This is a genomic window from Variovorax beijingensis (assembly GCF_003951285.1).
Lineage (GTDB): Bacteria > Pseudomonadota > Gammaproteobacteria > Burkholderiales > Burkholderiaceae_C > Variovorax > Variovorax beijingensis.
In genome coordinates, this window is record NZ_RXFQ01000001.1 from 428762 (window position 1) to 451190 (window position 22429).

Genomic DNA, 22429 nt, shown 5'->3' on the forward strand with positions numbered 1-22429 from the left:
GCGCTACGCGTCGGCGCTCCAGAGGCCCGGGTAGTCGCGCACGAAGCCGTCCTGCGTGACGCGCAGGGTTGCCGCGTAGTCGAAGCGCTTGGCCTCGTAGGCATAGGCGTCGTCCGCGGTTCGCTCGTAGCGCTGCATCAGCTCGCTGAGCACGCCGCCGCCGTCCAGGTCGACCCAGGCGGCCGGCGCGTCGGCGCCCTCGCCCTTTGCCAGGTTGAGCCGGCGCAATTGCAGCAGGTTGGTGGCGGGCGTGAAGCCCAGGTCGAGGTCGGTGCAATGCGACAGGTCGGGCACCGCCTCGTCGTTGAGTTTCCAGTGGCCGCGCGCATCGCGGGCAATGGCCAGGTCGATGGCGCTGCCGCCGAGCCAGCCGCGCACCGTGCCCCACTGCGTGTGCCAGTGCAGGTCGCAGCGCACGCGGTAGTGCAGCTGGCCGATGCGGCCGTCCTCCAGGCGGAACACGGCGGCGCCGTCGAGCTGCCACGCGGTTGCGTTGCGCTCGAGCCGGCAAGCGTCATGGCCCGGTGCATCGAGCCTGCGCCACAGGATGGAAGCGACGGTTTGCATGGCGCGGATGATGGCCCCAGCGGGCGCAACAGGCAAGCCTTGTCACAATGCCCCGCATCGTGAAGAAGATTCGCCTCCGCCGCGGGGCACCACTCGAAGGAGCACGCAAGTGGAATCCTGGTTCGCCGATGCCCGGCCGATCGACTCGCTCGAGCCCGAGATCGCATTTCATTTGCGGGACGAATTCCATGCGGCACCGGACCATCCGCCCGAGCCGCTCGCCCTGCCGGAATTCCCTCGCGCCTCGCGCTTGCTGGCGCGCACCTCGGAGGCCCTCGGGCACGAGGCAGAGCTTGCGGCGTACTACGGCCAGGTAGCCGCACTGGCCCGGCAGCACGCGCTGAAACTCCACCAGGTGCGCCAGTACTTCTGGATGGCGCTGCGGCTCGACAACGAGGAGGCGGGCATTCACCTGTCCTTCCCCTGGTACGACACTTTCTCTCCCATGGACCACTTCCTTGCCGCCGTGGCAGGGCACGGCGAGGGCCTGGTCTACGACGACCAGGACCAGGGCTGGGCGGTGCAGGCCTGGGCCCACAACGGCACGCTCTACATCCGCGAAAGCAACCCCGATTTCGATGATGAACCCGGCCAGGCCGTTGCACTGCCCAGGGCCGGCCTGCAGGCCTGCATTGCCCCGTTGCGCGAGCGCACCGCCAAGCTCGTGGCCTATCTGGCGAAAGAACTTGGACCGGATGCGTGGCTTGGCGGCGAGGTGCAACCGGCCGGGGCACTCGATCTGCGCTGAAAATTGCCAGCGCCGCGCACCAAGGTAATCGGATGGGGCGCCCGCCGCTATTTCAGCGCGGCGAGCACGCTCTCCAGGAATTCGCGGATGGTGGATCCGAAGTCTTCCGGCTGGGCGGGGCGCTCGAACCGGCGCGGAAAGTCGGTTTCCAGATCCGGGTGCGAGCGCATGAAATCGACGATCTCGACGCGCAGCGCCTCGAGTTCGGCGGGCGTACACGCCTTCCGGTATTCCGCCATGATTTCGGCGCCGGTCTCGCCGAAATAATCGTAATCCTGGCCGAAGTAGACCTCGGTGAGGTTCTCGATGAGTTCGTAGCGCTTCATGGTGATTCGGCTGCTGGTTTCAGAAGGGGTGCGCCGTCAGTATGTAGTACGGCATGCCGTTGTAGCTCTTCATGTTCAGGATCAGGCGTACGTTGCTCAGCTGGCTGACGGCGGTGCTGCCCCGCTGAACGCCGATGCCCACCACGCTGCCGGCGTTGTGCTCGAACGCCATGGGCTTGGAGCCCACGGCGGCCGAGCGCGACCATGCCTTGATGGCTCTGGCGTTGGCACGAACAGTGGCGCTGATGGCGCGCTCCGCGATGTCGAGGTTGTGGAACGACGACGCCTTGGGCAGCGACGGCTTGTTCACCAACCGCTCGAAAAGCTCCACCTCGGTCTTGCCGACATGCTCGCGGATCGTGTGGCCGCCGATCTTGGTGTTCAGCGGCCCTTCATGCCGCAACAGGTCGACCGGCTCCAGGCGAAACCTGCCGGCACGCACCGCGATCACTCGCGCGGCGACCAGCCCGGAAGCCACGAACAGCGGCACCGCCACGTCGACAGCCAAGCCGATCTGCGCGCCGGTTTCGGGCGATGCGCCCAGCGACTGCGCCGCGGCGTCCGCCGTGATGGCCGTGGCGGTGCGCTGCAGTTGCCCGGTCCACATCTGGCGCGCGGAGGCGGAAACCGTGTCGCTGCCATGAACGCCGAGCACCACGCACCCGGCCTTGGTCACCATCGTGGGCTCGGGCGCCAGGCACAGCACGCCGGCACCCACCAGTTCCACCACGCCACCCACCAGCCCCAGGGTGCCCCAGAGCCGGTTGCTCAGGCTCGCGGATTCGGGCACGTCCTGCCCGCCCAGCACCGCTGCCATCTGCACCGGCGTCAGCGCAATGCTCAAGCCTTCGACTTCGTCATCCATGCCATTTCCCTTTCCATGCCATCGGAGGGCCAGCCTGCAAACCGGCCGCATTCTTGCATGCAGCCGCCCGGCAGGCGAACATCGCCCGGCCGCGAGACAATCAGTGCCGTGAGCTCCCCGACCGTTCCAGCACCCCCGATCCGCCGCATCGCCCACCTCGACATGGACGCCTTCTACGCGTCGGTCGAGCTGCTGCGCTATCCGCAGCTCAAGGGCCTGCCGGTGGTGATCGGCGGCGGGCGGCGCAGCGCGGACGAGGCGATCCGCCACGTGCCCGAGGGCGGCACGCTGGCCGACATTCCAGTCGACGCCTTTCCCCGGCTGAAGGACTACGTGGGCCGCGGCGTGATCACCACTGCCACCTACCCGGCGCGGCAGTTCGGCGTGGGCTCGGCCATGGGGCTCATGAAGGCCGCCAAGCTGTGCCCGCAGGCCATCATCCTGCCGGTGGACTTCGACGAGATACGCAGGTACTCGCGCACCTTCAAGCAGGTCATCAGGGAGGTCGCGCCGCTGATGGAAGACCGCGGCGTGGACGAGGTGTACATCGACTTCACCGATGTGCCGGGCGGCCAGCGCGACGGCGGCCGTTCGCTGGCCCGGTTGATCCAGAAAGCCATCTTCGACGCGACCGGCCTCACCTGCTCCATCGGCGTGGCGCCCAACAAGCTCATCGCCAAGATGGCGAGCGAGTTCAACAAGCCCAATGGCATCTCGGTGGTCTACGAAGACGACCTGCAGACGCGCATCTGGCCGCTGCCCTGCCGCAAGGTGAACGGCATCGGGCCCAAGGCCGACGAGAAGCTCAAGCGCTTCGGCATCGAGACGGTGGGCCAGCTCGCGGCGCGCGAGCGCGACTGGCTGATCCAGAATTTCGGCAAGTCCACGGGCGCCTGGATGCACGAGGTGGCCTGGGGGCGCGACAACCGGCCGGTGGTGACCGAGAGCGAGCCCGTGTCGATGAGCCGCGAGACCACCTTCGACCGCGACCTGCATGCGGTGCGCGACCGCGCCGAGCTGGGCGCGATCTTCACCCACCTGTGCGAGAAAGTGGCCGAAGACCTGCAGCGCAAGGGCTACGTGGGCAAGACCATCGGCATCAAGCTGCGCTATGACGATTTCAGGATCGCCACGCGCGACCAGACCATCGAGCGCCACACCGCCGACGGCAAGACCATCCGCCAGGTCGGCGGGCTGTGCCTGAAGCGCGTGCCGCTGGAGCGGCCGCTTCGCCTCCTGGGCGTGCGCGTCGGCGCGCTTGCGAAGGCCGGCAGCCCCGAGGCCACGGCGCCGGCCGCGGGCGGCCCGGCCACGCGCGCCTCCGCGGAGGCGGTCTCGGCCACCGCGTCGCTCTTCTGAAGCGTCCGAAGCCGTGATCAAACGCTGGCTCCGGCGCATCGCATTCACGCTGCTGGGGTTCACGCTGGCGGTAGGGCTGTATGTGGGCGCGGCCTGCGCGCTGATGCTCTGGCCGGCCAAAGCAGGGGCGCCCGCGCAGCCGCCCGCCCTCGAGGCCTGGGTGCTGAGCAATGGCATCCACACCGACCTGGTGTTTCCGATCCGCTCGGCCACCATCGACTGGCAGCAACTCTTTCCGTTCGCGCACTTCAGGGCCGTGCCGCCCGACGCCGAGTTCATCGCCATCGGCTGGGGCGACCGCGAGTTCTACCTGCACACGCCCACCTGGGCCGACCTCACGGCCTCGCGCGCCCTGGGCGCCCTGCTCGGCGGCAACCGCGCGCTGCTGCACGTGACCTATCTCACGCGCGCCTCATTGCGCAGGAACGCCTTCCACCTGCCGCTCTCGCAGGCACAGTACGCGCAGCTCGCAGGTTACGTGCAGGCGACGCTCGCCTCGGGCCGCGCGACACCCGTTGCCGACGCCCACTACGGCAACGACGACGCCTTCTACGAAGCCGAAGGCGGCTATCACCTCTTCGAGACCTGCAACACCTGGACCGGCCGCGGCCTGCGGCAGGCGGGCGTCACGGTGAGCCGGTGGACGCCCTTCGATTTCAACGTGACGTGGCACCTGCAGCCGGTGCGGCCCTGACCCCGCTCAGGGCTTGGGCACGCCGGCCTGCCACTGCGGCCAGTTGGCCACGATGTGGTCCACCACGCGCGTGCCCACCAGCGCGATGTTCTCCACCGTCTCGGCAAAGCCGCCCGCTGTCTCGCCCGGGGCCGGGTCCAGGTGCTGCAGCGTGCTTTCCTTCGGGTTGCCCTGGTCGAAGTTGACGGCGCCGCGCAGGCTCGTCACGCGGTCGGTGCCATGGGTGCGCTTGATCACGAGCGTGATGGCGGCGGCTTCCATTTCGGTGATCACGTAGTCGTCGGCGCCGTAGAGCCTGGCGATGTACTGCGCCTGCTTCGACATGCCGGGGCCATGGAAGAAGGTGTCGCCCGTCATGTGGGTGCCGGTGCCCACGAAGGGCGCGCGCCGCGCCGCCGCATCGGGGTAGCGCAGGCGGTACTTGCGCGCACTGTCCGAATCCTTGAGCGGCGTGTCGGACGAGAGCTTCATGGCCCAGCCCACGAGGTCGGGGTTGAGCTTGAAGCGGCGGTATTCCTCGTAGCCCTTGCGCGGCATGAAGGTGGGTTCTCCGGGCTTGTTCTCCTCGGGCGCCCAGCGGTGGCCGAGGTCGTAGTCCACGAGCCAGGTGGCCCAGCTCACTTCGCCGATGGTGCCGCGCGCAGGCGGCGTGCCGGCCACGCCGGAAATCACGTAGTAGGCCTGCGAGAAATCGAACTGCGGGTTCAGCAGGATGGCCTGCATCGACGACGACGAGTTGACCTTGCCCATGCCGAGCACCGCGCCGCACACGCCGTCGGCATTGCAGTACACCGGCTGCAATGCGCCGGGCACGGCCATCGGCGCGGCGCCCTTCCAGTAGCGCTCGTACCAGTGCTGGAACTCGCCGGCCCGGTCGCCGGTGTTCTGGCCGATCTCGAACATGGCCGCGACGAAGACCTTCACCTTGACGGGCGCGGCAGCAGCGGCGGCGGCAGGGCGCGCAGCCGATACCGGCGAAGTCGGCGAGGCGCAGGCCGCGACAAGCAGCGCCGCGCCGCAGGCCGAGAGCCAGCGCACGCAGGAAGACGGGAACGGCCGAGGGAAGAACATCATTTCTTTGGGACTCCAGGAAAGAACAAAGCGCCTCCATCGCACCAGCGGCGATTGCGGCGTCCTACAGGCGGCGATTGTCGGTGCAGGCACAAGCGCTGGGTACCGTCACCACGCAAACCCCATGCCGGCCCGCTCCAGATCGACCGCACCGCCCTCCAGGCCCTCGCCGACGGCCGCGCCCATTGCCAACGGCCTGGTCTACGTGAACCCCGACATGCCGGGCATCCAGCGCCTGAAGCACGGCGGGCACTTTCGCTACCGCGATGCACAGGGCCGCTGGGTGCGCGATGCGGACGAGCTCTCGCGCATCCGCATGCTCGCGATTCCGCCGGCCTACACGCAGGTGTGGATCTGCCCGCTGCCCAAGGGCCACCTCCAGGCCACCGGCATCGATGCCCGCGGGCGCAAGCAGTACCGCTACCACCCCGACTGGCGGCTTTTCAAGGACGAGACCAAGTTCGAGCGCCTCGAAGCCTTCGGGCTCGCGCTGCCGCGCATCCGCGCCCGCGTCGCACGCGACCTGCAGGAAGGCGCGGCAACGGCCAAGGCGCCCGGGCGCCAGCGAGTGCTGGCGGCCCTGGTGCGGCTGCTCGACACCACGCTGCTGCGCGTGGGCAATGAGGAATACGCCAGCAGCAACGGCTCCTTCGGCCTCACTACGCTGCGCAACCGGCATGCGGCCGTGCGGGGTGCGGCGCTGCAACTGCGCTTCAAGGGCAAGAGCGGCGTGTTGCACGAAGCCCGGCTCGACGATCCGCGCGTGGCCAAGGTGGTGCGGCAATGCCAGCAGCTGCCCGGCCAGGCGCTGTTCCAGTACCAGGACGAAGACGGCGAACTGCGCAGCGTGTCGTCCACCGACGTCAACGGCTACATCGCCGAAGCCTCGCCCGGCGAACGCTTCACCGCGAAGGACTTCCGGACCTGGCACGGCACGGTGCAGGCGCTGGAGCTCACGCGGCTGGCCTGCGAACCGGGCCGTACGGCCGCCGACGGCACGCGCTACAGCGCCAAGGAAATACTGGCCGCCGTGGCGAAGCACCTGGGCAACACGCCCGCCGTCTGCAAGAAGGCCTACGTGCACCCGGCCGTGCTGGCGCTGGGCAGCGCGCTCGCGGGCAACGAGGAAGACCCCGCGGCCGAACTGCTGCGAAAGATGTCGGCCCGCACCGCCGCCCGCAAGACGCGCGGGCTCCACGCCGCCGAACAGCGGTTGCTCGCCTTCCTGCGGATGCATCGGCAAGGCCAGGCGCGCCAGCAGCGCGAAGCGCGCAGGGCCAACGGCAGGCGCAAGGCCGAAGAAGAACGAAGGCCTCAGCCCGGCGCGAGCGAAAAGCGCACGCTGTCGCGTTCGAGCGCCACGGTGTAGCCCAGGTCCTCCGCCAGGCTCTGGAGTGCAATCGCGTCGATGGCCAGCGCACGCGGTGCGCGGTGCGCGTCGAGCACCGGGCTGGCACCGGCGGATTCGCGCGGCAAGGCGCTGAGGCGAAGCGCGTTGCCGCCGTCGGCCTCGATGCGGATCGTGCCGGCTTCGGGCGCGCCGTCGTGCAGGTACCCGAGGCCGCCAAGCACCAGGTAGCGCAGCGCCGCACCCTGGGGCCAGCGCGTTTCGTCCGCCTGCGGCTCGAGTGCGACGTCGACAGCCAGCTCGACGCCATGCATGTCGAAGGCCGCGCGCATCAGGCCCACGCATTGCGCCACCAGCGCGCTGCGCGTGATGCCGTCATCCGTCGTGGCCAGTTCCCAGTCGCGCAGCGAGCGGATGCCTTCCACGAGTTCGGACACCTGGTTGTCGATCAGCGCCACGCGCTCCTCGCAGACCGGTGCGTCGATGACAGGTGCGCCGATCTGGCGCTTGAGCATGAGCAGCGCCATGCGGATCACCGATACCGGCGCCACCATGTCGTGGCGCAATGCCGGCAAGGCGCGGGTGAGCAGTTCGTGGCGTACGCCGGCGGCAATCCAGCTTCGGGCTCCGGGCGAGGCCTTCATTGCGCGCGGGGAGCCGAAGGCTTCGCCTCGGTGAGGGGGTGGCAGGCCTGCAGGCTGCTGCTGATGCGGGGTTCGGCGATCGGCTCGTTCACTTTGCGCGTCCTGAAGCGAAGGAAAGCCAAAGTATCGGCCCCGCCCCCCGTGGCGGGTGTAGGAGCGTGCCTACGCTTTCGGCTAGGGTTTGCCGAGGTAGACCCGCACGTCCTTCACCTCGACGCCTGCGGCGGCCACGGCCGAACGCAGCTGCGCCTCGGTCACGCCCAGCGTCTGGGTCCAGTAGCGCACCTCGTGCGCCTCGTTGACATTGATGCGGGTCCGGTCCTGCGGGCCGCGCTTGTTCGGGTCGTCTGCCATGGCGTGCTTCCTGTGTTGGGTGTGTCGATGCAAAAGACGATGCGCGCCCTTGCTGCGCGGCACTGGCGGACGGCGGCGCGGCTCCTTGCAGGAAATGTCCGAAACCGGCGTGCGGGCGCCGCGCCCGCGGCCTTGGCAGCTAGCCGGCGGACCTGGCGGCGCGCGCCTGCAGCTCGCGCTTGAGCACCTTGCCGTTGGCCGTGGTCGGCATGGCGTCGATGGTCTCGATGCGAGCGGGCCGCTTGTAGGGCGACAGGTGCTCCGCCAGGTAGGCGCGCAGCGCCGGTTCATCGAGCATGGCGCCGGGCTTCATCTCGACGAAGGCGACGATCCGCTCGTTGCCCTCGGCCTCGGGCACGCCCACCACCGCACAGAGGTGCACGCCGCCGAAGCGGCCGATCACCGCCTCGATCTCAGCCGGATACACGTTGAAGCCCGAGCGGATGATCATTTCCTTGAGCCGGCCGACCACGAACAGCGCGCCGTCCGTATCGAAGCGCCCGAGGTCGCCGCTCGCATACCAGCCACCCGGTCGCATGACCTGCGCCGTGGCCGCCGCGTCGCGGAAGTAGCCCAGCATGAGGCCGGGCCCGCGCAGCCAGATCTCGCCCGCCTCGCCCGGCGCCAGGTCCTGGCCATCGGACCCGACGATGCGCGCCTCGCCGCCCTCGACCACATGGCCCGCGGCCGTGTCCGCGCGCGGCGCCTCGACGCGCGTGAGGAACACCGAGCCCGCGTACTCCGACAGGCCATAGCCATAGTGCAGCGGCTGGTCGAACAGTGCCTCGACGCGCTGCTTGAGCCCGAGGTCGAGCGGCGCCGAGCCGGTGTAGACATAGCGAAGCGCCGGAAAGCGAGGCGCGCCGTGCTCGGCCTCGATGTGGGCCAGCAGGCGCGCGTACATCGTGGGCGGCCCGAGCAGGTTCGACACCTGTTCATGCGCCAGCGCATGCAGCATGTCGGCCGGAGAGAAGCTCGCGCGCAGCACCAGCGCCGCGCCGCCAGTGAGCGCGGCCATGAGCACCGTGCCGATGCCGAAGATGTGCGTCATCGGCAGGAAGGCGTAGACCCGGTCGCGGTCGCCCAGCGATCGCACGCTGGCCGACACGCGGCCGAAATGCAGCAGGCCGCGGTGCGACACCATCACGCCCTTCGGCGTGCCCGAGGTCCCTGAAGTGAAGATGATGGCCGCCGTGTCCGCCAGCGCAGGATCGGCCTCCGGCCGGGCCCCTGCGCGCACGGCCGAGCGCATCACGCCGGGCAGCGCCGACGGCACCGCGCCGGAACGCTGCGCATGCTGGCGCGCGGCGTCCGAGGCATCGCTCGTGAAGCAGCACAGCCGCGCATCGGCGCGCCCGGCAATGGCCGCGATCTCGCCAGGCGACATGCGTGCGTTGACTCCGCACGACCATGCACCGATGCGGCTGCACGCCATGAGCAGCGCGATGTGCGCGGCGCAGTTCTCGGCCACCAGCAGCACACGGTCGGTCGGCCGCACGCCGGCGGCCAGCAGGTCCTGCGCGGCCGCCTCGGCCATGGCCTGCAGCGCGCCGTACGACATGGTGCCCGATGGCTCGAAGAGAAACGCCGCGCCCGGCGACTGCAATGCGCGCGCTTCGAGCAGTTCGTGGATCCGCGTGGGTGCCGGCATTTCGCTCATTCCGCCTCGATGCCCTGGGCCGCCGTGGCCCAGAGCCTGCGGTCGGCCTGGCCCTTGGCCGCGAGCAGCTCCGCGCCGCCGCTCCAGACCTCGTAGCCCTGCTCGCGCAGCCGATGGGCGATGTCCTCGCGCGCGAGCGCCTTGTGCGCGGCGGCATTCAGGCGCGCGACCAGCACCGGGTCCATGCGCGCCGGGCCGTAGAGGCCGAACCAGCCGCCCACGTCGTAGCCGGCCACGCCCGACTCGATCATGGTCGGCACCTCGGGCAGCATGCGGTTGCGCTGGCGCGAGGTGACGGCCAGCGCGCGGATCTTTCCCGACTGGATGAAGGGCCGCGAGGTGGCGATGATGTCGAACATCATGGTCACGGTGCCGCCCATCACGTCGGCCAATGCGGGTGCGCTGCCCTTGTACGGCACATGCGTGAGCTGCACAGCGGTCATTTTCTCGAGCAGCGCGCCACTCAGGTGGTTCGACGCGCCGATGCCGGCCGAGCCGTAGAACACCTTGCCCGGCCGCGCCTTCGCATAGGCCAGCAGCTCGGCCACGCTGTGCACCGGCAGGTCCTTGTTGACCACGAGCACGTTGGTGTAGTCGACCAGCGGCGCGATGGGCGTCAGGTCCTTCATCGGATCGAAGGGCATCCTGCGCTGGATGTTCGGATTGATGGTGATGGTCGGACTCGCGCCGAAGAACAGCAGCGCGCCGTCGGGCGCGGCCTTGGCCACCGCATCGCCGCCCACCGAGCCGCTGGCGCCGGGGCGGTTGTCGACGATGACCTGCGTGCCGAGCTCCTGGCTCAGCGCGGGCGCGAGCAGGCGCGCCGCGCCGTCCACCGGGCCGCCGGCCGAATAGCCGACCACCAGCTTGACGAGCGGCGGCAGCTGTTGCTGCTGCGCCAAGGCGCGCGAAGGCAGTGCGGCCAGCAGCGCGCTGCCTGCCAGCGCGGCCACGGCATGGCGCCGTGCGGTGTCGATCGATTGCATGGGCGTTGTCTCCTGTTGTGTATTTCTTCGGCGGCTCGCATCGCTCAGGCCGGCAGGTCGAGCACCTGCCGCGCAAGGATGTTGCGCTGTATCTCGTTGGTGCCGCCATAGATCATGGCGGCGGTGGAACCGATGAGCGGCGACAGCACGTTGAAGCTCTGCCCGTCGAGCAGCTGGTCGCCGGCCACGGCGCCCTGCTCTTCGCCGGCCTCGACCAGCAGCGCGCCGATGCGGTGGTAGGTTTCGCTGGCCCATATCTTGAGCAAGGACACCGACGCAGGCAGCGGCTGGCCCGCGCGCACGATGTCGGCAAAACCGGTGTACGCGGCCGACAGGTCGAGCACGTCGAGCCGCAATGCAGCGAAGCGCTGCGCGAACACCGGGTCGGCAAAAAGGCGCCGCGCCTGCGCCAACCGCGCAAGCTGGCCCAGCGCGTACTGCGACTGCTTGGGGCTGCCGAGGAAGATGCGCTCGAAGCCCAGCAGCGCCTTGGCAATCGTCCAGCCGCCATGCAGTCGGCCCACGAGGTTTTCGGCCGGCACGCGCACGCCGTCGAAGAACACTTCGCAGAACTCGGGCTCGCCCGAGAGCGTGTGGATCGGCCGCACCGTGATGCCCGGCGTGCGCAGGTCGCACAAGAGGAAGCTGATGCCCTCCTGCTTGCGCGCGGCCTTGTCGGTGCGCACCAGCATGAAGATGTGGTTGGCGTCCTGCGCGAGCGTGGTCCAGATCTTCTGGCCGTTGACGATGAAGTGATCGCCCTCGGCATCGCGCCCCGCCACCGCCTCGGTGCGAAGGCCCGCCAGGTCGGAGCCGGCGTTGGGCTCCGAATAGCCCTGGCACCACACATGCTCGCCGCTCAGGATGCGCGGCAGGAAGCGCTGCTGCTGCTCCGGCGTGCCATGCTGGATCAGCAGCGGGCCGATCATCACGATGCCCTGGTCCGGCGCACGCGCCACGCCGTGCTGCTCGAGTTCCTCGATCCATGCAATGAGCTTGCCGGCCGGCAGCCCCATGCCGCCATGCGCCTGTGGCCACGCCGGCGCGATCCAGCCCTGCGCCGAGAGCGTGAGGTACCACTCGCGGATCTCGCTCCAGCGCGCGCGGTGCGACAGGTAGCGCAGCTGCTGCGGATAACGCTGCTGCAGGAAGGCGCGCACCATGCGACGGAACTCGGCCTCGGGCATCGCATGCCAGTCGGCGCTGCGCGGAAACTCGCCTTCCCATGCGGCGGCGCCCGCCCGTGCTTCGCCGCCGTCGGCCAGCGCGGCATGGCGGCGCTGGTGCGCGGCCACGTTGCCCAGCCACGCCGAAAGGCACAGCGTGCGCTTGTAGTAGAGGCTCAGGTCGCACTCCTGCGTGTAGCCGATGGCGCCATGCAGTTGCACCGCGGTGCGGGAGGCCTGCAGCGCCGCGGCGGTGCAGCGGGCATTCACGCGGCTGGCTTCGGCCTCGAGCCGTTCGGCCGGGAGCCCCTGGTCTGCCAGTGCCAGCACCTCGGCGAGCGCGGCCTGCGCCACTTCGAGATGAATGAACATGTCCACGCAGCGGTGCTGCAGCGCCTGGAAGCTGCCGATCGGCTTGCCGAACTGCGAACGGGTGCGCAGGTAGGCCAGCGTCTGCGCGAGCATCGCCTGGCCCACGCCCAGCAGCTCGGCCGCCTGCAAGACCTGGCCGGCCGCGAGCGCATGGCGCAGCGCGTCCTGCGCGGTGGGGCCTTCGGCCAGCACCGCGTCCGCCGGCAGCGCCACCTGCTCGAAGCGCAGGCTCGCGGCCTGGCTGCCGTCCACGAGCGGCACCAGGGCTTCGCTCACGCCGGCCGTGCCGCGCGGCACCCACAGCAGCACCGCGTCGTCGCTGCCGCGCGCCGACACCAGCCAGCCGCTGGCGGCCGCGCCGGGCAGCACCATGAGCTTCTCGCCCTGCAGCAGCACGCCGCCCGCATGGCCCGCGCGCGGCTCGCAGCCGCAGGCCAGCGGCACGGCGCTCAGGTCGCCAGCGCTCTCCTGCCAGGCCAGCGCAGGCAAGCTGCGGCCCGCGACCAGCTCCGCCAGCAGCGACTGCGCGGCCGGAGCCTCGAGCCGCGCGAGCAGCATGGCGCTCAAGCCCGCCACCGCCAGCAGCGGCTCGGGCGCCACATGCTCGCCAGCGGCCCGCAGGATCTGCGCCGCGCCCGCGAGCCCGAGCCCCAGGCCGCCCGCGGATTCGGGTGCCAGCATGCCGGCCCAGCCCAGCTCGGCAATGGCGCCCCAGCCCTGCGCCTCGTCGGCATCGGGCCGATCCATGCGCTCGCGCCGCCGCTGGACGGAGCGGCTGCGAACGAAGTAGTCGAGCGCGGCTTCGCGCACGGCGGAAAGTGATTCGGTGTCCATCGCCGCAGCGTGACAGAACGGCCCGCCGCGCGGCATTTGCATTTGCCGAAGGGAGGGTTTCGCATTCACAGACCCGCCTCGCGCGAGGGCGGCATAGATTCGGCGCATGACCACCACAAAGATCAAGAAATCCCTGCACACCGAGCTCGGCCACAGCACGCCCGACCGGATCACCGTGCGAGGGCGCGACCTGCCCTCCGAGATCCTCGGCCACCTGAACCTCGGCGACATGGCCTTCCTGGAGCTCACGGGCCGCATCCCGACGCCGCAGGAGTCGGTCACCTTCAACGCCATCGTCGTCACGCTGGTCGAGCACGGCATCACGCCCAGCGCGCTGGCTGCGCGCCTCACCTATGCGGGCGCGCCCGAGGCGCTGCAGGCCGCCGTGGCCGCGGGCCTGTGCGGGCTGGGCACGGTGTTCGTCGGCAGTACCGAAGGCGCGGCGAAGATGCTCTACGAGGCCATTCCCTTCGGCGAGAAGCCGGCCCGGCCGCTGGCCGACATGGCGCGGGACATCGTGGCCGACCACCGCGCGCGCAAGCAGATCGTGCCGGGCCTGGGGCATCCGCTGCACAAGCCGATCGACCCGCGCACGCCGCGCCTGTTCCAGATCGCCGAGGAGAACGGCCTCTCGGGCCACTACGTGGCGCTGATGCAGGCGGTGCAGCAGGAGGCCGAGCGCGTCTCGGGCAAGTCGCTGCCCATCAATGCGACGGGCGCGATCGGCGCGATTGCGGCGGAGTTCGGCTTTCCGTGGAAGATCATCCGCGGCCTCGGCGTGATGGCGCGCGCCATCGGGCTCGTGGGCCACCTCCTCGAGGAGATCGACGACCCGATGGCCATCGAGATCTGGCAGCGCGTAGAAAAGGAAGCCGGCGGCCAGCGCCAGGATTGAACGAGATGAACAACAGCGACGATACCCGCTTTGCCGACATCCGCGATGCCGTGCGCGACCTGTGCGCGCAGTTTCCCAATGAGTACTTCCGCAAGATCGACGAGGCACGCGGCTACCCCGCCGAGTTCGTCGACGCGCTCACCAGGGCCGGCTGGATGGCCGCGCTCATTCCGCAGGAATACGGCGGCTCCGGCCTCGGGCTCACCGAAGCCTCGGTGATCATGGAAGAGATCAACCGCTCGGGCGGCAACTCGGGCGCGTGCCACGGCCAGATGTACAACATGGGCACGCTGCTGCGCCACGGCAGCGAGGCGCAGAAGCGCGGGTACCTGCCACGCATCGCCACCGGCGAGCTGCGCCTGCAGTCGATGGGCGTGACCGAGCCCAGCACCGGCACCGACACCACCAGGATCAAGACCACGGCCGTGAGGAAGGGCGACCGCTACGTCGTCAACGGCCAGAAGGTGTGGATCTCGCGCATCCAGCATTCGGACCTGATGATCCTGCTGGCGCGCACCACGCCGCTTGCAGAGGTCAAGAAGAAGTCCGAAGGCATGTCGATCTTCATCGTCGACCTGCGCGAGGCCATCGGCAAAGGCATGACGGTGCGGCCCATCCTGAACATGGTGAACCACGAGACCAACGAGCTGTTCTTCGAGAACCTCGAGATCCCTGCCGAGAACCTGATCGGCGAAGAGGGCCAGGGCTTCAAGTACATCCTCGACGGCCTCAATGCCGAGCGCACGCTGATCGCGGCCGAATGCATCGGCGACGGCTACTGGTTCATCGACAAGGTCACGGCCTACGCCAAGGAGCGCGTGGTGTTCGGCCGGCCCATCGGGCAGAACCAGGGCGTGCAGTTTCCGATTGCCGAGGCCTTCATCGAGATCGAAGCCGCCAACCTCATGCGCTATGAAGCCTGCCGCCTGTTCGATGCGCGCGAGCCCTGCGGCGCGCAGGCCAACATGGCGAAGTACCTGGCGGCCAAGGCGAGCTGGGAGGCCGCCAATGCCTGCCTGCAGTTCCATGGCGGCTTCGGCTTTGCCTGCGAATACGACATCGAGCGCAAGTTCCGCGAGACGCGGCTCTACCAGGTGGCGCCGATCTCGACCAACCTCATCCTCAGCTATGTGGCGGAGCACATGCTCGGCCTCCCACGCTCGTTCTGAAGGCGCGCCATGACCTCATCGCATCATCCCAGCCGGGACCTCGCCACCTTCGCCACCGAACTGAAGTTTTCAGACATTCCCGCCCCCGTGCTGCGCCGCACCGAGGACCTGATGCTCGACTGGCTGGGCTCGGTGCTCGCGGCGCGCACGGCGCGGCCGGTGCGCAGCATCGAGCGCTTCGCGCAGATGATGGGGCCGGCCGGCGGGCCGAGCGAGATGCTCACCTCGCGCCGCACCACCTCGCCAGTGTTCGCCGCGCTCGTCAACGCCGCGGCCTCGCACTACGTGGAGCAGGACGACGTGCACAACGGCTCGGTGTTTCATCCCGCGGCCGTGGTCATCGCGCCCGCGTTGGCCGTGGCGCAGAGCATCGGGGCCAGCGGTGCGCAGCTGCTGACGGCGGTGGTGGCGGGCTACGAGGTCGGCATCCGCGTGGGCGAGTTCCTCGGACGCTCGCACTACAAGACCTTCCATACCACCGCGACGGCGGGCACGCTCGCGGCTGCCGCCGCCGTGGGCCGACTGCTCGAACTCACGCCGCAGCAGATGCTGCATGCCTTCGGCTCGGCCGGCACGCAGTCGGCCGGCGTCTGGGAGTTCCTGCGCGATGCGGCCGACTCGAAGCAGCTGCACTGCGCGCATGCGGCCGCGAGCGGACTGATGTCGGCCTACCTGGCGCAGGACGGTTTCACGGGCGCGGCGAAGGTGCTCGAAGGCGCGCAGGGGCTCGGCGTGGGCATGTCGAGCGATGCCGATCCGGCACGGCTCACCGACCGCCTCGGCACACGCTGGGCACTGGCCGAGACCTCGTTCAAGTACCACGCCTCCTGCCGCCACACGCATCCCGCGGCCGACGCGCTGCTGCAGGTGATGAGCGAGCACCAGCTCGCGCACGGCGACGTGGCCCGCGTGACCGCGCACGTGCACCAGGGCGCCATCGACGTGCTGGGCCGCGTCACGGTGCCGGCCACCGTGCACCAGGGCAAGTTCTCGATGGGTACGGTTCTCGGCCTGATCGCGGTGCACGGGCGCGCCGGCCTGGGCGAGTTCGACCGCGACTTTCTCGCGCCCGAGGTGGCCGCGTTCCGCGACAAGGTGGCGATGGAGCTCGACGCCGAGGTCGACACCGCCTACCCCGCGCGCTGGATCGGCAAGGTCAGCGTGCAGACCCGCGACGGCCGCACGCTGGCCGGCCGCGCCGATGAGCCCAAGGGCGACCCGGGCAACAGCCTGAGCCGTGCCGAGATCGAGGACAAGATGCAGCGCCTCGCGCACTACGGCGAGGGCGCCACGGCCGACGAGGCGAAGGCGCTGTGCCAGCGCATCTGGCAGCTCGGGGCGACGCCGCGCGTGGGCCGCTGGCTCGGCTGAGGGGCCGCCTCGTATCTTTGGCGCTCAGGCCTCGGCGAACAGCCGCCCCTGCCCCGGCGAGCGCGCATCGAGGCCCGCAGTGCGCACGAGGTCCCAGAAACCCGCGGGCGAACTCGACACCACGGGCAGCTGCAGCCGTGCTTCCACTTCGCGCACGGCATCGAGCGTGACCAGACCGCCGCATGAAATGAGGATGCCGTCCGCTCCGGGCTGCGCATCGAACACCCGCAGGCACAGCTCGATCAGCACCTGCGTGGGCACCCTGCCCACGGCCTGCACGTCGGAGATGGCCAGCCCCTCGAGCGCCAGCGGCTCGAAGTCGCTCTGTTCGAGGTAGCGCCGCAGATGTGCGTTGACCTCGTCGATGTAGGCCGTGGCCACCGCCACGCGGCGTACGCCCAGCTGGCGCAGCGCGCCGACGATGGCGTTGCTCATGGTCGTGCAGGGCAGGCCGGTGGCGCGCGCCATCTCGACTTCGAGCTGCCGGTTGAACGCGGCGCCGCGAAAGAAGCTCAGCGAGGTGCCCATGAGCGAGACCGCGACAGCGCCCCGCGCCTTGAGCGCCACCGCCTTCTCGACCACCGAGTCGATCACCTCCGTGTACCCACGCGTGGAAATCTCGCCCAGGCCGAGGCCCAGCGCGCTGAAGCGGATGCGCTCGCCATACAGCAGCGGGCCGTCCACCGGCACCGCGCCGGCGGCCGGCGGCACGATCAGGCCCAGGTGCGGCAGCGCCATCTACTTGCCCTCCGCCACGATGTTCTGCTCGGCGATGATGCGTTGCCAGCGCTTCGTCTCCTCGGCCATGTCCTTGCCGAGCTGCGCCGGCGTGGCGTAGGCGCGCAGCGTGCCTTGCGCGGCCGCCGCAGCGCCGGCCTCGGGCGTGTCGAGCACCGTCTTCACCGCAGCCGAGAGCTTGTCGACGATCTCGTCGGGCGTGCCGGCGGGTGCGAGCACGAAGATGCGCGGCGCCACGTCGAAGCCCGGCAGCGCATCGGCCAGCGGCGGTACGCTTTCCGCGCCTTCGAGCCGCGCGGTGTTCATCAGCGCGATGGCGCGCAGCTTGCCGGCCTTGGCCTGCGCCATGCCGGCCGTGGCGCTGACCACGCCGATGGGCACCTGCCCGCCGACCACGTCGGGCACGATCTGCGCGGCGCCGCGGTAGGGCACGTGCACCACCTTGCTGCCGCTGGTCTGCTTGAGCATCTCGAAGCCCAGGTGGTGCACCGTGCCCACGCCCGAGGTGGCGTAGGAATAGTGTCCCGGCCGGGCCTTGATCTCCTTCACGAATTCGGCCGGCGTCCTGGCCGGGAAGTCGTTGCCTGTGACGATCATCAGCGGCGAGACGAAGGCGCCCGCGACGGGCCTGAAGCTGGTAAGCGGATCGACCGGCGCCTTCGGCTGCAGCAGCCTGGCGGCCAGCAGCGCGCTGTCGCCCATCATCAGCGTGTAGCCGTCGGGCGCCGACTTGGCGACGTACTCGGCAGCGATCATGCCGGTGGCACCGGTCCGGTTGTCGACCATCACCTGCTGGCCGAGCACCGCCGAAAGCCGCGTGCCGAGCAGGCGCGCGACCGCATCGACGCCGCCGCCGGCCGAATAGCCGACCACGAGGCGGATCGGCTTGTCGGGGTACTTCTGGGCCCAGGCGGCGGGCGCGGCGAACAGGCCCGCGAGGCCCAGGGCCATGGCCGCGCGCATGGCCTGCCGGCGCGCGGGGTGAACAAGATCTGCAGCTTTTTTCATCGTGTCTCCAAATGTCATCGGTCGGTCGCCGTCTGCGCGGCTCCTTCAAGTGCACCCGCGGAACCGGCTTTGCCGGGCCGCCGGGTGCGCCCCCCAGTGGGGGGAAGCGCCAAAGGCGCTTCGGGGGGCGTCCATCTTTATGCTTTGCCCTTGCCGCGCGAAGTGGGCAATTTCGCGAGCTCGCGCACGCGATCCGCGTTGGGCACGAAGCCCAGGCCCGGTGTCTCCGGCAGCTGCAGCCAGCCGTCCTGCGGCACCGGCAGGCCGTCGAAGACCTGCTTGAGCATCTGCACGGCCACGTAGTGGTATTCGGCCATGCCGCCGTTCGACACGCCCGCATGCAGGTGCATGTTGTGGAAGGGCCAGGCGCCGCCGTTGTCGATCGGCACGTTGAAGGCTGCGGCCATGCCCGCGATCTTGAGGCACTGCGAATAGCCGCCCGAGATGGTCACATTGGGCTGCAGCACGTCGGCCGCCTGGTTCACCAGCAGGTCACGGAAGCGGAAGGCCAGCCCTTCGTTCTGTCCGCAGGCCAGCGGGATGCTGGTGCGCGCGCGCAGCTGGGCCATCTGCCGCACGTCGTTCTGCGTGAGCGGCTCCTCGAAGAAGCTGATGCCGTAGGGCTCGATGCGGCGCGCGAGCTCGGTGGCGTGGAACAGGTCGAGGCCGCAGTTGGCATCGACGTACAGCTTCACGTCGGGCCCGACCGCCTCGCGCACGGCGGCCACGCGGCGCACATCCTCGGCAATGACCTCGTCGATGGGCCGCGGCTCGTCGCGCCGCGCGAGCGCATGGCCGCCGACGGTCATCTTCAGGCGCCGGAAGCCCTGCGAGACCCAGAGCCTGGCGGCGGCGGCGAGCTGGTCGCGCTCGAAGAAGCCGAAGCCGAAGGTCGCATAGACCGGCACCCTGGAGCGCGCACCGCCCAGCAGGCGCCACAGCGGCTGGCCGAGCGCCCTGGCCTTCAGGTCCCACAGCGCGATGTCGAGCGCGGCGATGGTGTGGCTCGCATAGCCGGTCTGGCCGCGCGGCGAGAGCAGCCAGTAGAGCTTCTCCCACAGGCGCTCGGTGGCCATCGGGTCTTCGCCGATCAATGCCGGGCCGGCCACCTCGCGCACGGCGGCGGCAATGATCTCTTCTTCGGTGATGGCCGTCATGCCATGGCCGACGAGGCCGGTGTCGGTCTCGATCTCGGTCAGGCAGAGCGAGAGCGAGGTCTGCTGGTTGAGCCCCAGCACATCGATGGTGACGGGAATGTTCAGCGGCGTGGCGCTGACGCGGATGATCTTCAAGAATGTCTCCTTTTGCCTTGCTTCGGCTGCACGATTCTTGGTGCGCAGTCCGTGGAGAACAATTCGTTTTTGGCGGGCGCGAGGCTTCGCGCCGCGCGAAGCCTCGGGGCTCAGTCCGGCCGGCCGAGGTGCTCCAGCACCGAGCGCGCGGCCGCGGTGAGGTCCTGCTGCCGCCGCACGCACAGCAGGTGGCGGCGCACCGCCCACGGCGCATCGAGCTTCAGGCAGCGCAGCTTCAGTATCTGCAGCTGCGGCAGGATGGCCGCATAAGGCAGCACGCCGATGCCCACGCCCTGCTCCACCATGCGGCACACCATGTCGAAGCTGCCCACCTGCATGCGCACCTTGAGCGGCAGCTGCGCCTCCAGCGCCGCATTCAGAAGTACGCGGTGCAGCGCCGTGCCTTCGCGCACCACGATATGGTCGTGCCGCAGCACCTCGTCCACGCCGATGCGCTTGCGCCTGGCCAGCGGATGGACGCGCGCCACCACCACGGCCAGTTCGTCGCTGCGGTAGGGCAGGCATTCGAGCATTTCGGCCGGCGTGTTGCCCTCGATCACGCCGATGTCGGCCAGGCCGGCCTGCACGGCCTTCACCACCTCGGTGCTGGCGCGCTCCTGCAGGTCGATCTTGAGCACGGGATGCAGCCGCAGGAAGGAGCCGATCTGCGCGGGCAGGAACTGCGCGATGGTGGACGCGTTGGCCGTGATGCTGACCACGCCCGCCACGCCGTTCTGGAAGTCGTCGAGCTCGGCGCCCAGCCGGTCCATGGCGGAGAGCACGGCGCGTGCATGCAGCAGCAGGCCGTGGCCCGCCGAAGTGAGCGTCACGCCGCGCGCATGGCGCACCAGCAGCGGCAGTCGCGCGCGGGCTTCCAGATCGGAGATGCGCTTGCTCGCGGCCGCGAGCGCGATGTGGCAGCGCTTGGCGCCTTCGCTGATGCTGCCGTGGTCGGCCACGGCCACGAACAGGCGCAGCGACTTCAGGTCGGCGGACATGGCCTGCGCGCCCTCTTCAGGGCGCAACGAGGTGGTCGAACAGCTCGCGCGCCGAGGCCGGCAGCTGCTCGCGGCTGCGCGCGATGAGCTTGAGCTCGCGCTCGGCCCAGGCATCGCTGAGCGCCACGGTCGCGATGCGCATCGCCATCGACAGCCGCTGCGCCGACGAGGCCGGCAGCACGCCCACCCCCACGCCCGCCTCGATCATCAGGCAGATCGCCTCGAAGCTGCTGACCTGGATGCGCGGGTTGAAGCCGCGGCCGGCCAGCTCGGCGCGGCGCTGCAGAAAGCGGTGGATGGCGCTGCCATGGTGCAGGCCCACGTGCTGCTCGTCGAGCGTGTCGGCAAAGGCCACCGAGGGCGCACCCGCCAGGTGGTGCGCGGCAGGCACCACCAGCACCAGCTGGTTGCGGCCGAAGGGGCGCGCGTCGAGCTCGCCGGTGTGCACGTCGCCAGCCAGGATGCCGATGTCGGCCTCGCCATCGGCCACGGCGCGCACGATCTCCTCGCTCAGGTATTCGCGCAGGTCCACCTGCACCGCGGGATGCTGGGTGAGAAAGCCGGCCAGCTTCTGCGGCAGGTATTCGGTGATGGAGGTGGTGTTGGCGAACACGCGCACATGGCCCTTGATGCCCTTGCCGAAGTCCTGCATGTCGCAGCGCAGGTGCTCCATCTGCTGCATCACGCGCTTGGCGTGGTAGAGCACCGCCTGCCCGGCCGCCGTGAGGCTCACGCCCTGCGCGCTGCGGTGCAAGAGCTTGCCGCCCACGGCCTCTTCCATCTGCTTGATGCGGGTGGACGCGGCTGCCAGCGAGATGCAGGCCTTCTCGGCGCCGCGCGTGAGGCTGCGCGCGTCCGCCACGTAGACGAACAGTTTCAGGTCGAACAGGTCGAAATGCAGGTTCACCGGACAAGCGCGCCAGAAGGGAAAGAAGCGTGCATTGTCCGGCGAATGGCGCTGCGCGCGCCGGCCTCAGGGTTTGACCTCAGGAGCGGGCCCGCTCAGACCGGGTCCCAGCTGAACACGTCGGCCGAGCGGTCCAGCGGATGGAAGCTCGCGTGCATGGCGGGCATCGCGTGCTCGGCAATGCTCTGCGGGGTCCAGCCTTCGGAGCGGTGGATGGAGCGCACCGGCCGCGGCTGGCTGATGAGCGAGATCTCGTTGTTGCGCACCGAGAAGATCTGGCCGTTGACCGCGCCGGCCGCATCGCTCGCCAGGTACACCGCGAGCGGCGCCACCTTGGCCGGCGTCATCTGCTTGATCTTGTCGACACGGGCGCGCTGCTCGTCGGTGTCGGTGGGAATGGCGCCGATCATGCGGCTCCACGCGAAGGGCGCAATGCAGTTGGAGCGCACGTTGAACTTGAGCATGTCGAGCGCGATCGACTTCGACAGCGCCACGATGCCGAGCTTGGCCGCTGCGTAGTTGGCCTGGCCGTAGTTGCCGATGAGGCCGGAGGTCGAGGTCATGTGCACCATCGCGCCCGAGTTCTGCTCCTTGAAGTGCGTGGCGGCCGCGCGGCTCACGTAGTAGGCGCCGTACAGGTGCACCTTGAGCACGGCGTCCCACTCGTCGACCGACATCTTGTGGAAGAACCGGTCGCGCAGGATGCCGGCGTTGTTGACCACCGCATCGATGCGCCCGAAGCTCTCGACCGCGCATTCGACGATGCGCGCCGCGCTGGCCGCATCGGCCACGCTGTCGGTATTGGGCACGGCCTGTCCGCCCGCGGCGCGGATCTCGTCGACCACCTGCTGCGCGGGGCCGGCGCTGCCGCCCGCACCATCAAGGGCCGCACCGATGTCGTTCACCACCACCTTCGCGCCATGGCTCGCCATGGCCAGCGCGATGTCGCGCCCGATGCCGCCGCCCGCGCCGGTGACGACGACTACTTTTCCTTCAACCATGTGTGTCTGCTCCGGATAGCCGCCCGCAGTGTCGCGGGCAGTTCCAGAATGCCACA

The 22429-nt window shown here is 69.7% G+C and carries 22 protein-coding genes; 7 read left to right on the plus strand and 15 right to left on the minus strand.

Translation table 11 applies throughout. From position 1 onward, the window contains the following. Positions 1-3 precede the first annotated feature (3 nt). Positions 4-567 carry a putative glycolipid-binding domain-containing protein gene (locus tag EJO66_RS02070; RefSeq protein ID WP_124957273.1) on the minus strand — a complete coding sequence of 188 codons (564 nt, stop codon included), beginning with the start codon at positions 565-567 and terminating at the stop codon, positions 4-6. 109 nt (positions 568-676) lie between these two features. On the opposite strand from EJO66_RS02070, the gene EJO66_RS02075 reads away from it, so the two are divergent. Continuing rightward, a complete protein-coding gene (locus EJO66_RS02075) occupies positions 677-1315 on the plus strand; it encodes a hypothetical protein (RefSeq protein ID WP_124957274.1) in 639 nt (212 codons plus the stop codon). A gap of 47 nt (positions 1316-1362) precedes the next feature. Here the strand turns inward: EJO66_RS02075 and EJO66_RS02080 are convergent, their stop codons facing one another. Both EJO66_RS02080 and EJO66_RS02085 read right to left on the minus strand, forming a co-directional pair. After that, on the minus strand, positions 1363-1641 hold the full coding sequence (locus EJO66_RS02080) for a contact-dependent growth inhibition system immunity protein (RefSeq protein WP_021006048.1): 279 nt from the start codon (positions 1639-1641) through the stop codon (positions 1363-1365). A gap of 19 nt (positions 1642-1660) precedes the next feature. Beyond that, positions 1661-2506, minus strand: a complete 846-nt coding sequence (locus EJO66_RS02085) for an RNase A-like domain-containing protein (protein ID WP_124957275.1) — start codon at positions 2504-2506, stop codon at positions 1661-1663. A 108-nt stretch (positions 2507-2614) separates the two neighbouring features. On the opposite strand from EJO66_RS02085, the gene EJO66_RS02090 reads away from it, so the two are divergent. Further along, the gene (locus tag EJO66_RS02090; RefSeq protein ID WP_125964544.1) at positions 2615-3865 is read left to right on the plus strand and encodes a Y-family DNA polymerase; all 1251 of its coding nucleotides are present in this window, start codon (positions 2615-2617) and stop codon (positions 3863-3865) included. Between the two features lie 13 nt (positions 3866-3878). After that, entirely contained in the window at positions 3879-4559 is a 681-nt protein-coding gene (locus tag EJO66_RS02095; protein WP_124957277.1) for a TIGR02117 family protein, read from the plus strand. Between the two features lie 6 nt (positions 4560-4565). Here EJO66_RS02095 and EJO66_RS02100 read toward each other — a convergent pair whose 3' ends face one another. Next, positions 4566-5633 carry a purine-nucleoside phosphorylase gene (locus EJO66_RS02100; RefSeq protein ID WP_124957278.1) on the minus strand — a complete coding sequence of 356 codons (1068 nt, stop codon included), beginning with the start codon at positions 5631-5633 and terminating at the stop codon, positions 4566-4568. Between the two features lie 121 nt (positions 5634-5754). On the opposite strand from EJO66_RS02100, the gene EJO66_RS02105 reads away from it, so the two are divergent. After that, positions 5755-6999 carry a DNA topoisomerase IB gene (locus EJO66_RS02105; protein WP_125964545.1) on the plus strand — a complete coding sequence of 415 codons (1245 nt, stop codon included), beginning with the start codon at positions 5755-5757 and terminating at the stop codon, positions 6997-6999. Here EJO66_RS02105 and EJO66_RS02110 read toward each other — a convergent pair. The 5 genes from EJO66_RS02110 to EJO66_RS02130 all read right to left on the minus strand — a co-directional run bounded on the left by EJO66_RS02110 (position 6945) and on the right by EJO66_RS02130 (position 12994). After that, positions 6945-7622, minus strand: a complete 678-nt coding sequence (locus EJO66_RS02110; RefSeq protein WP_124957280.1) for a hypothetical protein — start codon at positions 7620-7622, stop codon at positions 6945-6947. The genes EJO66_RS02105 and EJO66_RS02110 overlap by 55 nt on opposite strands. A 174-nt stretch (positions 7623-7796) precedes the next feature. Then, on the minus strand, positions 7797-7976 hold the full coding sequence (locus tag EJO66_RS02115; RefSeq protein WP_124957281.1) for a DUF3606 domain-containing protein: 180 nt from the start codon (positions 7974-7976) through the stop codon (positions 7797-7799). Between the two features lie 139 nt (positions 7977-8115). Further along, positions 8116-9627 carry a class I adenylate-forming enzyme family protein gene (locus tag EJO66_RS02120; protein ID WP_124957282.1) on the minus strand — a complete coding sequence of 504 codons (1512 nt, stop codon included), beginning with the start codon at positions 9625-9627 and terminating at the stop codon, positions 8116-8118. Between the two features lie 5 nt (positions 9628-9632). Then, positions 9633-10622, minus strand: a complete 990-nt coding sequence (locus tag EJO66_RS02125) for a Bug family tripartite tricarboxylate transporter substrate binding protein (protein WP_124957283.1) — start codon at positions 10620-10622, stop codon at positions 9633-9635. Positions 10623-10666: 44 nt separating this feature from the next. Continuing rightward, entirely contained in the window at positions 10667-12994 is a 2328-nt protein-coding gene (locus EJO66_RS02130) for an acyl-CoA dehydrogenase family protein (protein WP_125964546.1), read from the minus strand. Between the two features lie 106 nt (positions 12995-13100). Here EJO66_RS02130 and EJO66_RS02135 point away from each other — a divergent pair, with 106 nt between their 5' ends. Genes EJO66_RS02135 through EJO66_RS02145 form a run of 3 tightly spaced genes read left to right on the plus strand, consistent with a single transcriptional unit; the run spans position 13101 to position 16429 of the window. Next, a complete protein-coding gene (locus EJO66_RS02135; RefSeq protein ID WP_124957285.1) occupies positions 13101-13889 on the plus strand; it encodes a citryl-CoA lyase in 789 nt (262 codons plus the stop codon). Positions 13890-13894: 5 nt separating this feature from the next. Next, the gene (locus EJO66_RS02140; protein WP_124957286.1) at positions 13895-15058 is read left to right on the plus strand and encodes an acyl-CoA dehydrogenase family protein; all 1164 of its coding nucleotides are present in this window, start codon (positions 13895-13897) and stop codon (positions 15056-15058) included. Between the two features lie 9 nt (positions 15059-15067). After that, complete coding sequence (locus tag EJO66_RS02145) at positions 15068-16429, plus strand: MmgE/PrpD family protein (RefSeq protein ID WP_124957287.1); 1362 nt, start codon at positions 15068-15070, stop codon at positions 16427-16429. A 24-nt stretch (positions 16430-16453) separates the two neighbouring features. Here EJO66_RS02145 and EJO66_RS02150 read toward each other — a convergent pair whose 3' ends face one another. The 6 genes from EJO66_RS02150 to EJO66_RS02175 all read right to left on the minus strand — a co-directional run bounded on the left by EJO66_RS02150 (position 16454) and on the right by EJO66_RS02175 (position 22373). Further along, a complete protein-coding gene (locus EJO66_RS02150; protein WP_124957288.1) occupies positions 16454-17167 on the minus strand; it encodes an arylmalonate decarboxylase in 714 nt (237 codons plus the stop codon). Next, the gene (locus tag EJO66_RS02155; protein ID WP_223262180.1) at positions 17168-18175 is read right to left on the minus strand and encodes a Bug family tripartite tricarboxylate transporter substrate binding protein; all 1008 of its coding nucleotides are present in this window, start codon (positions 18173-18175) and stop codon (positions 17168-17170) included. Between the two features lie 137 nt (positions 18176-18312). Beyond that, positions 18313-19467, minus strand: coding sequence for a mandelate racemase/muconate lactonizing enzyme family protein (locus tag EJO66_RS02160; protein WP_125964547.1), 1155 nt, complete (start codon positions 19465-19467; stop codon positions 18313-18315). A gap of 110 nt (positions 19468-19577) precedes the next feature. Continuing rightward, positions 19578-20465 carry a LysR family transcriptional regulator gene (locus tag EJO66_RS02165; protein WP_125964548.1) on the minus strand — a complete coding sequence of 296 codons (888 nt, stop codon included), beginning with the start codon at positions 20463-20465 and terminating at the stop codon, positions 19578-19580. Positions 20466-20481: 16 nt separating this feature from the next. Next, positions 20482-21372, minus strand: coding sequence for a LysR family transcriptional regulator (locus tag EJO66_RS02170; protein WP_124957291.1), 891 nt, complete (start codon positions 21370-21372; stop codon positions 20482-20484). A 95-nt stretch (positions 21373-21467) separates the two neighbouring features. Beyond that, on the minus strand, positions 21468-22373 hold the full coding sequence (locus EJO66_RS02175) for an SDR family NAD(P)-dependent oxidoreductase (protein ID WP_125964549.1): 906 nt from the start codon (positions 22371-22373) through the stop codon (positions 21468-21470). Positions 22374-22429 lie beyond the last annotated feature (56 nt).

Excerpts from the sequence above, each read along its gene's own strand:
- EJO66_RS02070 (WP_124957273.1), bottom strand. The coding sequence starts at position 567 with ATGCAAACCGTCGCTTCCATCCTGTGGCGCAGGCTCGATGCACCGGGC.
- EJO66_RS02080 (WP_021006048.1), bottom strand. The coding sequence starts at position 1,641 with ATGAAGCGCTACGAACTCATCGAGAACCTCACCGAGGTCTACTTCGGC.
- EJO66_RS02085 (WP_124957275.1), bottom strand. The coding sequence starts at position 2,506 with ATGGATGACGAAGTCGAAGGCTTGAGCATTGCGCTGACGCCGGTGCAG.
- EJO66_RS02100 (WP_124957278.1), bottom strand. The coding sequence starts at position 5,633 with ATGATGTTCTTCCCTCGGCCGTTCCCGTCTTCCTGCGTGCGCTGGCTC.
- EJO66_RS02105 (WP_125964545.1), top strand. The coding sequence starts at position 5,755 with ATGCCGGCCCGCTCCAGATCGACCGCACCGCCCTCCAGGCCCTCGCCG.
- EJO66_RS02110 (WP_124957280.1), bottom strand. The coding sequence starts at position 7,622 with ATGAAGGCCTCGCCCGGAGCCCGAAGCTGGATTGCCGCCGGCGTACGC.
- EJO66_RS02115 (WP_124957281.1), bottom strand. The coding sequence starts at position 7,976 with ATGGCAGACGACCCGAACAAGCGCGGCCCGCAGGACCGGACCCGCATC.
- EJO66_RS02120 (WP_124957282.1), bottom strand. The coding sequence starts at position 9,627 with ATGCCGGCACCCACGCGGATCCACGAACTGCTCGAAGCGCGCGCATTG.
- EJO66_RS02125 (WP_124957283.1), bottom strand. The coding sequence starts at position 10,622 with ATGCAATCGATCGACACCGCACGGCGCCATGCCGTGGCCGCGCTGGCA.
- EJO66_RS02130 (WP_125964546.1), bottom strand. The coding sequence starts at position 12,994 with ATGGACACCGAATCACTTTCCGCCGTGCGCGAAGCCGCGCTCGACTAC.
- EJO66_RS02135 (WP_124957285.1), top strand. The coding sequence starts at position 13,101 with ATGACCACCACAAAGATCAAGAAATCCCTGCACACCGAGCTCGGCCAC.
- EJO66_RS02140 (WP_124957286.1), top strand. The coding sequence starts at position 13,895 with ATGAACAACAGCGACGATACCCGCTTTGCCGACATCCGCGATGCCGTG.
- EJO66_RS02145 (WP_124957287.1), top strand. The coding sequence starts at position 15,068 with ATGACCTCATCGCATCATCCCAGCCGGGACCTCGCCACCTTCGCCACC.
- EJO66_RS02150 (WP_124957288.1), bottom strand. The coding sequence starts at position 17,167 with ATGGCGCTGCCGCACCTGGGCCTGATCGTGCCGCCGGCCGCCGGCGCG.
- EJO66_RS02155 (WP_223262180.1), bottom strand. The coding sequence starts at position 18,175 with ATGAAAAAAGCTGCAGATCTTGTTCACCCCGCGCGCCGGCAGGCCATG.
- EJO66_RS02165 (WP_125964548.1), bottom strand. The coding sequence starts at position 20,465 with ATGTCCGCCGACCTGAAGTCGCTGCGCCTGTTCGTGGCCGTGGCCGAC.
- EJO66_RS02175 (WP_125964549.1), bottom strand. The coding sequence starts at position 22,373 with ATGGTTGAAGGAAAAGTAGTCGTCGTCACCGGCGCGGGCGGCGGCATC.